Source organism: Amycolatopsis halotolerans (genome assembly GCF_042647905.1).
Taxonomy (GTDB): domain Bacteria; phylum Actinomycetota; class Actinomycetes; order Mycobacteriales; family Pseudonocardiaceae; genus Amycolatopsis; species Amycolatopsis halotolerans.
The window spans coordinates 43,671-56,210 of the sequence record NZ_JBHRWI010000033.1 but is presented as its reverse complement, the minus strand read 5'-3'; the positions used below and the strand labels follow the sequence as shown (position 1 = coordinate 56,210).

Genomic DNA, 12,540 nt, shown 5'->3' with positions numbered 1-12,540 from the left:
ACGTCCCTCACCCGCAGGGCGCCGGCAGACGGCCACGATGACGTCCTTGGAACGGCTGGGCAGGAGCGCCGGGCTATCAGGTCCGGACTGATGGAACACCTCTCACAGCCCGGCGGGCACGCCGCCCGCGACGAAGGGACCACCCCGCTGGGGGCGGCCCCTTCGTCGCGCTCGTTTCAGCGGCCGATGGCGATGCCGTCGTACACCAGCCACGCCACGAACCGGACACCGTCGTGATGGTCACTGTGTTCCGGCCCTGCTTCAGTTGTCCTGCCGGGAGGTGGATCGACTGTGTGCTCGGCACGATGCCGTGGGCGTTGAGCGGCTGGGTGTCGCCCCAGTGGTAACCGTCGCCGCCGACTGCACCGGAACCCTCGTCATCGGCGGCAGCCTGCACTTCGACCTCTACCTCGACCCCTCCGGCGACAGTTTCGTCTACGTCCAGACCGACCCCGGCTCAGTCAGCGCCACCACCGAACACCGAGCCACCCGCACCTGGCCCGCCGGACAATCGACCCCGGCAGCCGCTGCTTTCCCTGCCCTTGAGCAAGAAGGCGGCCCCGCCAGGCTCGGCCGACTCGCAAGTCCAGATCGGCCCGGCCCCAAGAATCCCGGCCAGCCGGTGACGCCCACAACGAACCGTCGCGGGCGTCACCGGTCATTTGCCGGAGTGGTCGATCACGTTGCCGTTGGAGCAGTTGTTGCGGTGGTCGCCGACCCACGCGCCGAGCGCCGGCACGACGGCGAGTTCTTGGATGCAGACGTCGGCGGCGGTGAAGTTCCAGTTGTTGGCCGCGTTGACGCCGACGCCGAAGTTCGAGTCGTTGTCGGCTGCGGCGGGCGTGGCGAGCAGTACGGGCACGCCGACGGCGAGCACGGCGGCGGCGACCTTAGCGGGCAGGGACACAGGGGCTCCTCTCGATCTTGCCAGTAGTGGCGAACGAGGTATCGGTCGCCACGGCGGGAATGATCAAGCCCGCAGCGAGTGCGGTACCCGATCGTGTTCCCGTTCGATGCGGCGTCTGCCGCCGAACGCTGGTGGCAACAAGGGAAATGCGTTGTCGGCAGGCACACGCGTGACCGGGCGCGTCAGTTGTCACCGCCGCGGCAGGCGGGCATCGGACCTGAGCGATTGTCGTCTGCCGTGCGCTGTCTCCGCGACTGTGCAGCGACGGTTCGCGGCCTCGGCCGGACGGCAGCGTCCATTCCCAGCACGTTTGACAGCCGCAGACACCATGGCATCAAAGGAAAAACACGCTCACAGTGATTGTCGCGCTTGCGACGCGGGTCCGCCCCCTGCTCGGACACGGTCCCTCCTCCGGCCCCGACCGGGGACGGGTGCGGGGGTGGTCCCGGGCAGAGCCCCGCAAGCTGGTTCGTGGTGCTGTCTTCCCCGTGCGCGCGGGGGTCCTCCATGTTTCCTTGGGCGGCCCGGGGAACCACGCGTCCTTCAGCCCTGCTGCGCGGTGCGGACCACCTCCAGCAGGCGGTCCGCTTCGTCGCCCACGAACAACGCCAGCGGCGCGATCAGCATCCCGTTGGAACGGTGGCCGGGGTTGCCGCTTTTCTCCCGATCGCCGAACTCGACGGCCCGGCCGCCCCGGTAATCGGTGACAGCCGCCTTCGCCAGGTCTGACAGGCGCTCGGCGCGACAGATCGGACGTCCCCACCACGTTGCTTCGACCAGGACCCGCCGGGTGGTCACGGTGTAGCGGCCGCGCGTGAGAGTCGCCTTCATCCGCCACCGATCGGCCGCTGTGAAGAACAACGTAGTGAGGCCCGACTGGATGGCGACGCCCCAATTCCAGGCGGACCCGAGCGCCGCGAGTCCGATCAGGTATCCGAGCAGCAACACCCACAGCCACCGGGGCCGCTTCCGGGGCAGCGAACAACCGGTCCACAGGACAGTTTCCCCGGGTTCCAGCTCCTGCGGTCTTCGTCCTCCCATACTGAGCGCATACCCAGTCGGCCCTCCCCCGACTCGTGACTTCCCCATCCGGTGAGATGCCTTCCGGCGAGGGAATCGTCGAACGAGCCCAAGCAACGACGATCTCTGCTGTCGCGCTCAGGCTGATTCAGCGAAACGCCATCCCCACCACCGGCATCGTGACCGCCAACCCCTACGACCAGTCCACGCCGGGTGTCCGTTCCTTATGCCCCGCCGACCTGGTCGAAGCGTCGTGCCGCGGGGCGGCCGACGAGCACCACCGCGCGCTTGCCCGGTGTCCCTGTAACCCTGTCGCGTATCGACAGGTGCAGACAATAAATTGCTGAGAACAGGGAGGATTCCGTGCGGTACAAGCACATTGCGGCAACCATGGTCGTCGCTGGTTTGCTCAGCCTTGTCATCACCGGGAACGCCGAGGCCAGCCGGCGGTGCGGTCCCACCTCGGAGGCCGACGGCGTCGGGAACATGGGAACGTCGTGGACGCTGAAGTCCAAGCACGACGACGACGGGCCCGGCGGAAGCTTCGTCGTCGGCGAGGAGTTCGAGATCCACACCAACGTTCCCAACCAGGTGTGGTCGATCACGTTCGCCGACAACGGCCAGGTCTTCTTCACCGGCGACGACACCTCGACCGCCACCGGGATCAGGGAGCAGCACCCGACCGCCAACCACCCCGGCACCAACCAGCACATGACCGCGCACGCGGTCAACCACACCACCGGCGAGATCATCGACGCCGCCGTGGACGTCGCCCCAGTCCCCGCCTGCGGCGGCTGACCACGGATCCCGCCACCACCGTCCCCTCAACGGCAGCCCGTTCCGGGGGCGGTGGTGGCCGAACGTCTCGAGGGAGGTCGCGTTGTCGCGCGACCGGCCCCGACGCCACCGTCAACGCGATCCTGGCCGTGGTCGACGCCGAGACCCGCCGCTGCGCCTGCTGCTGTCGGGCACCGCGTTCGACTTCGCCCGAAACGTCTACCAGCAACGCCTGACCACCTGGTCGGAATGAGAAGCAACCTCCCGCTCCGCCGACCGCTCCCGCCAACGCAGCGAACTTCGCTATGAAGCCGACACATGCGTCCCGGGCAGGTATGCCTCGACCCTTTTCGCATCGGGCACGCCGATCTTCTCGTAGGAGTCGCGAGCGGCCTGAAGTTGGCTCGCACCCCGCGCCTCGTGTCCGTCGGTGCGCAACACCACTCCCAGGCCCTCGCGAGCCAGTAGGGATCGCCGGTCTTCCATGCGAATTCGAGTGCCCGCCGATGATGGTCGAGCGCGGACGAGGTGTCTCCGAGCACTGTCAGGACCTCGCCGAGCCCGGTGAGCGCGGCGCCCTGGCTGGCTGGGGTGCCGACCTCGCGGGTGGTCTCGAGCGCCCCGGACCCCGGCGTCTGCCGCTACATCCGGTAGCACGGAAGGCGGTCGGGAGCACCGCAGTCGCGGCCAACTGCTCCGTCGACGACGACAATGGACTGCAGTTGCCACAGCGCCGCTGGACAATCACGCCGTCCCGTCGGACGCGATTTCGCCAGCTTTTGGGGACGCGCTTCATTTCCGGCGATCACGGGCAAAGTTGGCAACCAAACGCGACGCTTCCGGAGGTGTTGACGCGTCGGCGATCTCGCCGTGAGTTTCCCCTGCGGCGGTCCAGGTTGGACCATCACAGGGGAAACTTCTGTTATTCGCGCAGCGTTCCGGATCCCGAAGAGCAAGCTACCTGGAACACGTCGCGGGGGCCTGGCGGCCGCGCGTACGCGAGATGCGTGCTCATGCCACGTCGTTGAACTTCCAACCGGCCAAGCGGTTCGGCTTGCACGAGCCGTGAATCATGTAGTCGCCGATTCCGTAGTAGGGACTGTTGTAGGATTTTCCGTCAGAGCAGTAAATAGTAATTTGAACCACGCCCGCGGTGATCTTGCAGTTGACGAACAGGTCCTGAGGACCCTGCCAGTACTTGCAGTCATACCGGGCGTAAGGGCTCGCGACCTGTCTTTCCGCCGTGCTCAGCCCAGGCTGTGCCGCAACAGCCTCGTGCTGAACCGGTGAAAATCCCGGGGCCTGCGGAGCTGTCGATGCGCTGGCGCTCGCGTCGCTCAGCGCCCACATCGAAAGCGACGCCATGGCCGCGACCAGAATCTTCGACACCGTCCTGACAAGCGAGGCAGTTTCCGTCTTCACGCCGTCTCCTTATTATCGAGTTTCTCTATTTTTTGCCGCAGTTCGCTCTTGAAGGTCACTCGCGGACACTCGCGTCGAAGAGCCAGAGCGCCCACAGGCCGTCGTTGGCTCCCGCATCGCTGCTGTCGCAGTCATATGCCGACGACTGGCCGCTCGCGACCATCGAAATGCCATCACTCGTGCACTGCTCCGAGGTAATGTGCGATTCGTAGAGATATCGGCCAAGAGGAGAGGCGGGTGCCGCATTTGGAGTCTCGGCCGATGCCGTTGCGTCCGACGCTGTCAGCAGAAGCACAGCTGTCGCAGCGGTAATGCAGAGCAGCACAGTATTTCGCATGAAATCATCCTTTCTGGGAGCAATTCTCTCGGCTCGTGGAACAGCCGCCACGTCGGACACTATCGAGAGTGCGAGTGCTGACAGCCCCGTCTTGTACAACCTTGTACACATCCGGTACGGGAGGTCTGCGACACCAGGGCTGGTCGGGGCCGCCGGTTGGGCAGGTGCGATGACGGACGGGGCTGAGCCGTTGTCTCAGAAACCGGCCAATCTCCCAAGCAATTCGTCGCGTTGCCGGCCGGCGGGTCGGGTGCGGAGCGCTGCGCGCAAGCTGGCTGTCGCATGACGCAGGTCGGCAATGCGTTGGTGCGGCGGCAACAGCAACACCGGCTTCGTCAGGCGGTCGACGGCGTCCAGGTCGTCACGGTGCGCATAAACCTTGGCCAGCAGGAGATGCGCCAACGCAGCACGGTCGAAAGTCCATCCCGCGCGATGCGGGTCCCGGTAGCCTTGGGCAGCGTGGCGGGCGTGCTCTTCAAGCAGCGTCAGGACTGTCCGCTCCGGCGGAAGGGCAGCGAAGACTTCGGCGGCGTAGCTGAAGTAAGCGGATTCGGTATTGTCGTGGTCGTATCCCAACAGAGTGTCGAGTTCGTCGGGGATCAGCTTGTTCCGTCCGCGCTCCGCGTGAGCGACAGCGCAGAACGCTTCTGCTGTCCTGCCCCGCGTTGCGAGCGCACGCGCCGCCCGCAACGCGAGCAGTCCGGGCATCGTTCCCCGTGACGGCCGTGTCACGTCCATCCCTTCCAGCGCGAACCGCAGTGCGGCCGCGTCCCGTCCCTGGAGCAGGCCTGACAGCGACTGGATGTTGCAGATGAGCGCGTGTGCGGAGCCACCGTCGTCAGCCTTGCCGACAAACAGCCGGGCAGCTTGTGCGTAGCGCGCCGACAGGGGCCAGTTCGCCTGGTCATGACCGGCCGAAGCCAGCAGGTACCCGGACAGTCCCGCGTACAGGTACAGCCGTTTGGCCTGTTTCTTGCTCAACCGTGCGGCCGTCAAGTCGAGTGCGGCGTTGTGGAAGTCGACGAGTTGCCGCGTGATCGCCGACGAGGATTGTCGTCCGTACGCTGCCGCGAGGCGGCCGATCCCGGCGCGCAGCGAGTCCAGTGCGTCGCCCGCCGTTCCCGCCGACACCGCTTCGGCGATCCGGAGGGATCGCTCTGCTGTCGCGTCGAGCAGCGGTTCAGAGTTCTCGTGCGCGCTCGGTTCCGAGAGGCTGCGGCCGAGGCCCCGGCGCAGATCCTCCACGCGGTCGCGCGCCGTCGCCAATGCGCGGCACAACTCCGCAGGCACCCCCAACGCCGAAACGATCAAGTCGAAACGGTCGGCCGGAGCCAGGACTTTTCCGGACAGGTACGTGCCGATCGTCGTATGCGGCAGGCCGGTCGACGCCGACAGTTCGCGGTAAGTGGCCGGACGTCGCCCGCCGGGCCCTCGATGGATGCGCCGCACTTGCGCGAGCACTTCGGCAAGGTCCGGGACAGTCCGCGCCCGCGTCGCCGCGAGAATGAGTCGTTCGTGCTCGTCCATACGCCGCCCATGCGATAGGTGCTCTATCCGTCGAGCCAGGAGCCCCGGCTTGCTCGCGCAGTCGGATTCCGGGGAGCTTCGTGACCGGTTCGGGTCTCGTTCGTCCAGGTGACGTCGGCGGGCTTGTGCTCGAAGCGGACGGTCGCTTCTTTCCGTCAACAGTTAACTCTGATCACGGGGCTCTTTGTAGTGCCGCTGGCCGACTGGGGCGTATAGCCTTTGGGAAAGACCACGGAATGATGCCCCAACGTATAGTAGTACGCGCTTCCGCCCTGGCATATGTCGTTGGCTGCCGACGTGACGTATGTGCCGGGTCCGTACTTGTATTGCCCGATCCCGGCGAGAGCCCAGCCGAAACCGGGAAGCCACCGGTACAGTTCAGCCTGGGTGGCGACCGACGGAACGGGAACCGGGCAGCTTGTCGTGGATTCGCCGGCGACGAATCCTGGTATGTGTTGCGACCGGTGCGGATAGTTTGCCCGGATGGGGCAATTGATGACGTTCTGCGCACCGAATCCTCGGGCGTTATCGGGTGCGGCGCTCAGAACCACGGTTTCCGCGGCCGTCATTGCCGGGACGTCGGCCGGCGGCGGTGCGACGCTGTCGGCGGCCGAAGCGGATTGCGCCACGCACATGCTCAGAAGAACTGCGGTGGCTGAAGCGAATATCGCAGTACGAGATCCCGATCTCGACATGCCCCCTCCTTTGACTGCGTATGAGACGTGCCCAGCCTGCTCGGCCGACCGTTGGTAAACCTTTGACGGGCCTTGTCACAGGCTGACCGGAAGCGCGGTGGTCTGCCCGGCGATCCTCCTTGTTCACCTCGCTCAAGCAACTGGGTTCGAGAGCGTCTGGCCTTCCGGGTGGACCCGCACGATGGCTCAATCCTGGCCGAGGCGGTCGAGCAGGAGGCTGACCCGCTCCGCGTCCCCGGGGCGGCGCTGCGTCCGGTAGTGCTCCAACGCCGCCTCCCACCGGGAACGAGCCTGCTCGCGCTGGCCCTGGGCGTAGTGCGCGGCGCCCAGGTTAACCAGCGTGTCCGCCTCCTCGGAGGCGTTGCCGAGGCCGTTGAACGCCGTGAGCGCCTGTTCGTAGTAGTGCGTGGCCCGCGCGTAGTCGGCGGCCCGCACGCAGATGTAGCCGAGGCTGTCCAGGACGACGGCCTCTCCTTCCGGGTCGTCGTGGCGCCGGGCCAGTGCGAGGGCGGCCGCACAGTGCGCGCGCCCCTCGTCGTGATCGCCGAGCCGGGCCTGATGCCAGCCGATCTGGCCGAGCGTCCAGCCTTCCCACACGGGCAGGTCAAGGGCCCGGAACAACGGCAGGGCGTGCCGGGCGCAGCGCAGCGCCTGCCGGTCGTTCGCCTGCTGCTCCCACGCACCGGCCATTAGGTGGTAGGCGTGCGCCTGGCCAAGGCGGTCATCGGCGGCCTCGGCTAGCGACAGTGCTCGGCGCAGGTGCTTCTGCGCGTCATCGGCATGACCGGCCCGCGCGTAGGCGTAGCCGAGAAGACGATGCGTCAAGGTGTGCGCGGCGCGGTCTCCCGCGCGGTGCGCGGCGTCCAGTGCCGCAGACCAGACCGTGAGGTTGTCCGACAGCAGACCACTTCTTCGGTGATAGGTGCCTAGCGTCCAGGCCAGTTGCCAGACCTCGGCGCGCCAGCCCCGGTCCGCGGCCAGCCGTTGGGCGACCAGCAGATTGGAATGCTCCGCCGCGAACCACGCCAGAGCGGCGGACTCGTCGTCCGGGCACAGCGGTTGGCAACCGGCAGCCACAGCGTCGAGCCGGATCGGCGGATAGTGCGGATCCAGCCGTCGATTGGCCGCGAACGCGGTGTGCAGATAGAAGTCCACCAATCGGCGCACCGGCTCCGCAGCGCGGTCGTCCGCATCGGTTTGCTTCATGTGCTGGGCGGCGAACAGCCGCACCAGGTCGTGCATGCAGAAGCGGTGCGGAGCGTGCTGCTGCACAAGGTGCGCGTCTTCCAATTCGCGCAAAACGATCCGCGCCCTCGCGGTGGGCAGGCCGGTCAGTGCCGCTGCCGCTGGCAGGCTGAGGTCCGGTCCCGGAGCCGACCCGACCAGTCCGGCCGCCGAGGTCGCGTCCCGCGAAAGGCCGCGGCAGGACCAGGAGAGCACGGCGCGCAGGTTCAGCGTGAGGTCGCCCCCGTCCAGCAGATCCAAGCGGCTGGCGGGGTCGCGAAGTTCGGCGGCCAGTGCGGCGAGAGGAAAGTCCCGGTGCTGCGCGGCACGCGCGGCGACGATGCCGATCGCCAACGGCAGCCCGGCGCACAGCTCGAGGATCTCGGTCGCCGCGCGGGGCTCGGCAGCCAGTTTCTCCGCGCTCAGGTGGCGGACCAGCAGTTCCCGGGCCTCGTCGGCGTTCAACGGATCAAGATCCAGCACCAGCCCGCCGTGCGTCGCCGCCAGCGTCGAGAGCTGGCCGCGGCTCGTGACGAGCACGGTGCACCGGGAATCGCCCGGCAGCAGCGACCGGACCTGATCGCTGTCGGCGGCGTTGTCCAGCATGACCAGCATCCGTTTGCCCGCGACCATGCTTCGGAACAGCCCGGCCTGCGCATCGAAATCCGCCGGAACGGCGAGCGAATCGCCGCCGAGCGCGTCCAGGAAACCGCGGATCGCCGTGGCCGGGGCCATGGGTTTTCCGGTCGGGTCGAATCCGCGCAGGTTGACGTACAGCTGCCCGTCGGGAAACCGATCGAGATGCCGGTAGGCCCACCGCAGCGCGAGCCAGGTCTTGCCGATTCCGCCGGTGCCGGTGATCGCCAGGACAGACCCGTGCCCACGCCGGGAAGCGTTGTCGTGCATCGCGGTGAGCCGGGCCAGCTCGTCGGCGCGGCCGGCGAACGGCCAGGGCATCAACGGCAGTTGACGGGCTCGGGGCACCGGGGAGATACGCACCGGATGCGGCGGCGCGGCCAGCGCCGGATCCGCCGTGAGGATCCGGCGGTGCAGGGCGCGCAGCTCGGGACCGGGATCGGCGCCCAACTCCTCGCCCAACCGGCGTCGCAGGCGCTGGTAGCAGTCCAAGGCGTCGGCGGTGCGGCCGCAGCGGTAGTGGGCGAGCATGAACTGCCCGGCCAGCCGTTCGTCCAGGGGCTGCTCGTCGACCTGGTCGCGAAGGCCGGCGAGCACAGCGGCGTGGCGGCCTTGGCGCAGGCGGATGTCGGTCAGGTCGAGCCGGGCCTCCTGGCGCTTGTGGGCGAGCATCGTACGGATCGTGTTGAACCACGGCGTGTCGGCCCCTGCGAACGGCTCGCCGCGCCACAAGCCGAGCGCCTGTTCGAGCAGCGCGCCGTCCCCGCCGTCGGCGATGGCACCGGCCCTCTCGATGAGCCGGCAAAACCTGTGCAGGTCTACGTTTTCCTCGTCCACCTCGAGCACATAGCCCGCGGACCGCCGGGCGATGCCTCCCTGCCGCGCGGGCTCCAGAACCCGGCGAAGCAGCGACACGTACGTTCCCACCGCGCTGGCGGGATGGGCCGGAAGCTGCCCGCCGCCCCACACCCGGTCCACAACATGAGCGACCGGCACCGGACGGTTAGCTTCGACAAGCATCACCGCCAGCACGCACCGCTGGCGGTGATGTCCGACCTCGACGAAGGAACCGTCGACGAACATCTCGATCGCGCCGAGCAAGCGGAAGTCCGCGCCCATCGCTCCCCCTGGCGACGAGAAACCTTTCCTGTAGCGCCATTATCGCCGCGGCTCCCCAAGACCTTCAACCGTAGCTGGGAACGTGCGGCCCGCCATTAGCCAGAAATTCGACTAAAACCGTCCATTTGCCCCAAATCTGCACGTGCAGTTCGCCATTCTCCTCAATACCGTCCGGGCCGCCGACCGAAATGCCCCATGCGGATCATCGCGCCAACATCGGCCAGCAGCCAGGGAACGATCCCAAAGCCGTGCGCGGAAGAACCGCGACCGGCCAGCCATCTCTCAAACCGGCCGCGCGAGCGTACGGCTCCATCGCCTGGGCGAACAGGCGTTCCCCCTCCGCGGCGACGGCGACTCCGGCACCGGCGAGCCGCCAGGCCCAGTTCCCAAACCCGGCTCGCGACAGACCCAGTCAACGGCCTCCCGGATCGCACGGCTTTCCCGCGGAAGTTCGCCGGAGCCGAAGGCGGCGCAGCACGGAAGACGAAGAAAATACGCATGATCGCGACCGATCTTGCGCCATTCCGATGAAGCGACACACAAAAACGAAGATCACAGAACATCTCGGAGCACCGCTGGGAGCGTCACCGCATAGGACGCGAAACCCGGCTGACCAGCTCACCGATGAATTGCCAAGCGATTCCTAAACCCCTGGTCAGTACGATGCGCTGCGGAATCGGCTCAACCCGTTGCGAGGGAGACGTAGATCCATGATTCGACCTCGAAGACCGCGTGCCGCCATTGCCTTGGCGGCGCTCCTGACCATGCTCTGCACCGTCGCACTCGTTCCCGGGGCGGCGAGCGCGGCAGCTCGGTTCCGCGGCGGCGAAGGCTCCGACCGCCACGGCGTCCTCCCGGACGCGGCCCCGGGGGTCTTCCGCCTCGCCGCCGCGCCGGACGGAACGCAGGCGAGCCCGGCAGATGCCGTCGACTGCTTCACCCACCTGGACCCGCTCATCCAAGCGACGTCCAGCATCCAGGCAACGGGTTCCGTGTGGTGCACCAGCCCGGTGCCGTCCCTTACCCTGCAAGTCACGCTGTTCTGGAACCACTTCCCGGGAGCCTACGACCGCCGGACCAGCACCCAGAACGTCGGCGTCCATGCCTTCGGCCCCTGCTTGAACGGCGAATAGTACGCCGAACTCGAACTCTGGATCGTCTGGCCGAAGGGCGTCAAAGGCCCGCCGTACCACCAGGAGTTCACCCGGACGGACACAGTTTCCTGCTGATCTGCCCGTGCAGGCGGCCGAGCGAACTACGCCGGAAAGCACCTCTGACAAAGGAATGCCAACCCAGTCCACGACCATACGGTGTGAGGTAGCAAGACATGCGCTCATCTGTTTATTCACGTCGCCGTCGCTCCATCACGGCGGCCGTCGTCGCCCTGCTCACGTTGGCCGGGGCCATCACCAGCACGCAGTCCGCCCAAGCGGCTGCTCCGCAGATTCTGACGTTCTGGAACAAGTGCGTCGATGTCCGAGGCGGCAAAACCGACGATGGCACCCGAATCGACGAGTGGACCTGCAACGGAACAGTCTCGCAAGAATTCACCATCGTGCCCCTGGGCAACGGCTACTCCCTCATCAAAACTTACTGGGGCAAGTGCGTCGACGTCCGCGGCGGCAAAACCGATGACGGCACCCGAATCGACGAGTGGACCTGCAACGGAACAGTCTCCCAGGAATTCACCATCGTGCCCCTGGGCAACGGCTACTCCCTCATCAAAACTTACTGGGGCAAGTGCGTCGACGTCCGAGGCGGCAAGTCGGACGACAACACTGATATCGACGAGTGGACCTGCAACGGAACGGTCTCGCAGGAATTCGCGCTCTGAGCAATAGGACATTCGCCCGAGCATCAGTCCGCTTCCTCGGCCCCCGCGCAACGCAGGGGCCGAGGGAGCGCACCCGATCCAGAACACACGCTGCCTGCGAAAGGAGGGCGTACTACGAGCGGAACCCCTCAATCGCCCGCTGCTGCCACGGCGCTGGACAGCGTCACGCCCGCATAGCACCAAAGGGAGCCTCACCGCATCGCCGTGAAGACACCGCCTGCCTCGGTCATCCGGGCCGCCGAGGAACTCAACTTATTCGACTACGGCAAGGAACGCGCCGTCCACCACCGCGAAGCCGTCGCCGAACAGCTCGAGACCGCCCTTGCCTGCCTCGGAGTGATCGAACGGGTCAAAGGCGTGCTCTCCCGCGCTGGTTCCCTTCCGATGGACGGTGCCTTCGACCGCATGCTGCAGAGACCTGCCAACTGCCCGCCGGATCCCCGCGCGCAAACCGCCGACAAACCGGACCGCTTCAGGACAGACCCCGCGGTGACAGCTAACTTCTGGAAGCGACAACTATCGTCTGCAGCCAGTGCCAGTGGTGGAAGTCAGCGCCATGGCGAGATGGCTAGTCGTTGCCGACGGCTGATCGCGATCTGGCGCAGGCAGTCGTCGCCAGCGCCGACGAGGTTGTGTGGGTGGCGCCGCGAAGGTCGCGCAAGAGTCGACGTCTGGCAACGCCGCAGCGTGGTGTCCAGGTCGCGTCACTCGGCCGCGTGCTGCGGCTACTTCTTGTTCTCTTTTTTCTGCTGCCGAGCTTTTCCGTTCCAGTAAAAGAGATTGAAAATCCCCAGAGAAATCAGGACGACCAGCAGCACTACGCCGAACACGGGCGGATAGATGTCCGCCTTGAGGAAGAAGAAGGTGACGGAGATCATGACTATGATCAGGAAGTAGCTGACGCCTTCTTTCCAGCTGACAAGGTCACGTGAGCCCAGCCAGTCGAACAGGCGGGGCAGCTTGGTCCGGCCGGTCATCGTCTCCGCACCTTTCTCGCGGTCAACATACTAAAAGTGAAGCAAGGCCGACGCCCAGTCCCACG

At 66.7% G+C, this 12,540-nt stretch carries 11 protein-coding genes; 4 read left to right on the top strand and 7 right to left on the bottom strand.

From position 1 onward, the window contains the following. Nucleotides 1–90: 90 nt before the first annotated feature. Nucleotides 91–237: a hypothetical protein gene (locus ACFORO_RS28195; RefSeq protein WP_377896661.1), complete on the top strand. Its 147-nt coding sequence runs from the start codon at nt 91–93 to the stop codon at nt 235–237. A gap of 421 nt (nt 238–658) precedes the next feature. On the opposite strand, the gene ACFORO_RS28190 is transcribed toward ACFORO_RS28195, so the two are convergent. Next, nucleotides 659–907 (bottom strand): hypothetical protein, encoded by a 249-nt coding sequence (locus tag ACFORO_RS28190; protein ID WP_377873754.1) that lies wholly within the window; start codon nt 905–907, stop codon nt 659–661. 543 nt (nt 908–1,450) lie between these two features. Further along, nucleotides 1,451–1,948, bottom strand: a complete 498-nt coding sequence (locus tag ACFORO_RS28185; RefSeq protein WP_377873755.1) for a hypothetical protein — start codon at nt 1,946–1,948, stop codon at nt 1,451–1,453. A gap of 342 nt (nt 1,949–2,290) precedes the next feature. Here ACFORO_RS28185 and ACFORO_RS28180 point away from each other — a divergent pair, with 342 nt between their 5' ends. Continuing rightward, a complete protein-coding gene (locus tag ACFORO_RS28180) occupies nt 2,291–2,725 on the top strand; it encodes a hypothetical protein (protein ID WP_377873756.1) in 435 nt (144 codons plus the stop codon). Nucleotides 2,726–3,715: 990 nt separating this feature from the next. Here ACFORO_RS28180 and ACFORO_RS28175 read toward each other — a convergent pair. The 4 genes from ACFORO_RS28175 to ACFORO_RS28160 all read right to left on the bottom strand — a co-directional run bounded on the left by ACFORO_RS28175 (nt 3,716) and on the right by ACFORO_RS28160 (nt 9,664). Continuing rightward, nucleotides 3,716–4,126 carry a hypothetical protein gene (locus ACFORO_RS28175; RefSeq protein WP_377873757.1) on the bottom strand — a complete coding sequence of 137 codons (411 nt, stop codon included), beginning with the start codon at nt 4,124–4,126 and terminating at the stop codon, nt 3,716–3,718. 55 nt (nt 4,127–4,181) lie between these two features. Then, nucleotides 4,182–4,463 carry a hypothetical protein gene (locus tag ACFORO_RS28170; RefSeq protein ID WP_377873758.1) on the bottom strand — a complete coding sequence of 94 codons (282 nt, stop codon included), beginning with the start codon at nt 4,461–4,463 and terminating at the stop codon, nt 4,182–4,184. 195 nt (nt 4,464–4,658) lie between these two features. After that, entirely contained in the window at nt 4,659–5,774 is a 1,116-nt protein-coding gene (locus tag ACFORO_RS28165; protein ID WP_377896659.1) for a hypothetical protein, read from the bottom strand. Nucleotides 5,775–6,871: 1,097 nt separating this feature from the next. After that, the gene (locus ACFORO_RS28160) at nt 6,872–9,664 is read right to left on the bottom strand and encodes an AfsR/SARP family transcriptional regulator (RefSeq protein WP_377873760.1); all 2,793 of its coding nucleotides are present in this window, start codon (nt 9,662–9,664) and stop codon (nt 6,872–6,874) included. A gap of 710 nt (nt 9,665–10,374) precedes the next feature. Here ACFORO_RS28160 and ACFORO_RS28155 point away from each other — a divergent pair. Both ACFORO_RS28155 and ACFORO_RS28150 read left to right on the top strand, forming a co-directional pair. Next, on the top strand, nt 10,375–10,797 hold the full coding sequence (locus ACFORO_RS28155; protein WP_377873761.1) for a hypothetical protein: 423 nt from the start codon (nt 10,375–10,377) through the stop codon (nt 10,795–10,797). A gap of 194 nt (nt 10,798–10,991) precedes the next feature. Beyond that, the gene (locus tag ACFORO_RS28150) at nt 10,992–11,498 is read left to right on the top strand and encodes an RICIN domain-containing protein (RefSeq protein WP_377873762.1); all 507 of its coding nucleotides are present in this window, start codon (nt 10,992–10,994) and stop codon (nt 11,496–11,498) included. 725 nt (nt 11,499–12,223) lie between these two features. On the opposite strand, the gene ACFORO_RS28145 is transcribed toward ACFORO_RS28150, so the two are convergent. Continuing rightward, a complete protein-coding gene (locus ACFORO_RS28145) occupies nt 12,224–12,475 on the bottom strand; it encodes a hypothetical protein (protein WP_377873763.1) in 252 nt (83 codons plus the stop codon). Nucleotides 12,476–12,540: the final 65 nt, after the last annotated feature.

Bases quoted from the DNA above. Each gene is read 5' to 3' on its own strand.
- ACFORO_RS28195 (WP_377896661.1), top strand. From the start codon at position 91: ATGGAACACCTCTCACAGCCCGGCGGGCACGCCGCCCGCGACGAAGGG.
- ACFORO_RS28185 (WP_377873755.1), bottom strand. From the start codon at position 1,948: ATGGGAGGACGAAGACCGCAGGAGCTGGAACCCGGGGAAACTGTCCTG.
- ACFORO_RS28170 (WP_377873758.1), bottom strand. From the start codon at position 4,463: ATGCGAAATACTGTGCTGCTCTGCATTACCGCTGCGACAGCTGTGCTT.
- ACFORO_RS28160 (WP_377873760.1), bottom strand. From the start codon at position 9,664: ATGGGCGCGGACTTCCGCTTGCTCGGCGCGATCGAGATGTTCGTCGAC.
- ACFORO_RS28155 (WP_377873761.1), top strand. From the start codon at position 10,375: ATGATTCGACCTCGAAGACCGCGTGCCGCCATTGCCTTGGCGGCGCTC.
- ACFORO_RS28150 (WP_377873762.1), top strand. From the start codon at position 10,992: ATGCGCTCATCTGTTTATTCACGTCGCCGTCGCTCCATCACGGCGGCC.
- ACFORO_RS28145 (WP_377873763.1), bottom strand. From the start codon at position 12,475: ATGACCGGCCGGACCAAGCTGCCCCGCCTGTTCGACTGGCTGGGCTCA.